The organism is Ruegeria sp. HKCCD7255 (genome assembly GCF_013031565.1).
Lineage (GTDB): Bacteria > Pseudomonadota > Alphaproteobacteria > Rhodobacterales > Rhodobacteraceae > Ruegeria.
The window spans coordinates 1-1,006 of record NZ_WQAG01000039.1 but is presented as its reverse complement, the minus strand read 5'-3'; the positions used below and the strand labels follow the sequence as shown (position 1 = coordinate 1,006).

General features: G+C 48.2%; 1 protein-coding gene. It reads right to left on the bottom strand.

From position 1 onward, the window contains the following. Positions 1 to 202 precede the first annotated feature (202 nt). Positions 203 to 865, bottom strand: coding sequence for a YrbL family protein (locus GOX45_RS21920; protein WP_171104096.1), 663 nt, complete (start codon positions 863 to 865; stop codon positions 203 to 205). Between the last annotated feature and the right edge of the window lie 141 nt (positions 866 to 1,006).

Below are 1,006 nucleotides of genomic sequence, written 5' to 3'. Positions count from 1 at the left end.
TTTCTGCGCATTGCCGTCGTTAGCGCGGGCTGCAGCATCTGGCACTTTGGGCTCGACGGGCTCACACCGTGGGAGTATCACCAACGGTCAAGAGAGGACCAAACACTGAACGGAGCTAACTAGGAAACGCGGGCTCCAAGGGGTGCAGGTTACAAATATTGAAGACATCGTAGGCGTCGTGAGCGGATGCAAGCCGAAGTCATTATGTGTCCGCCGATCCACCTTCTTTATGGCCTTTTGTCAAAGCTCGTTCCGCATGACCGACTACTTGCTTCCGCACTTTGTTCAAGCCGCGGGTGTTCAACCATTTCGACCATTTGCGCAGAGGTACAAGCTGTTTGCAGCCAAAACTGTCTATCCAAACAAATCTACCAAAGCCATCTTTTTGCTTTTGGAACACTATATTGCTTAGGTTCTTGTTACTAAGCACGACATGGTTTTTGATCAACGTATCGAAAAACTCATTCAGCAATTTCAAGTGCAGAGGTTCCAGACGGCCTGATTGGATCATTTCATGAAGTGTTGGTGGTAAATTTCCGTCGGAATCAGAAATGCGACCATAAACCAGCCCTAAACCCAGATCAGTTGGCGTCGTACCATGCACTTCGCAGATCGGTAAAAGTGCTCCAGGTTCTTGTAGACGAGCTTTCAGTTCAAGGTACTCGCGGAACTCTCTCAGGAAGCCACTGTACATGGTCGCTCGGCGAATTTTTCGTTCGATCCAACCTGTGTTTGGGAGATGGCCTTGAGCGTCAAATGTGCCCGGCTGCGGCACTTTGACCAGAAGAGTTGAGTCGTAGGGGTGCGCATAGACATGCTGACGATTGCCTTTGGCTATCACAGGCTTATCGATAAGTTCCAGCATCACTCATTTCATCGATTTGCGATTTCGTCATGCATATGACAGTTTTGTGACTGGAGCAATGAGCTTTATGCCAGTAGATACCGCCGTTTTTCATTCCAGCATTATGATAGCAGCGACCTTAGCAAACTAAATTTTGAAGTA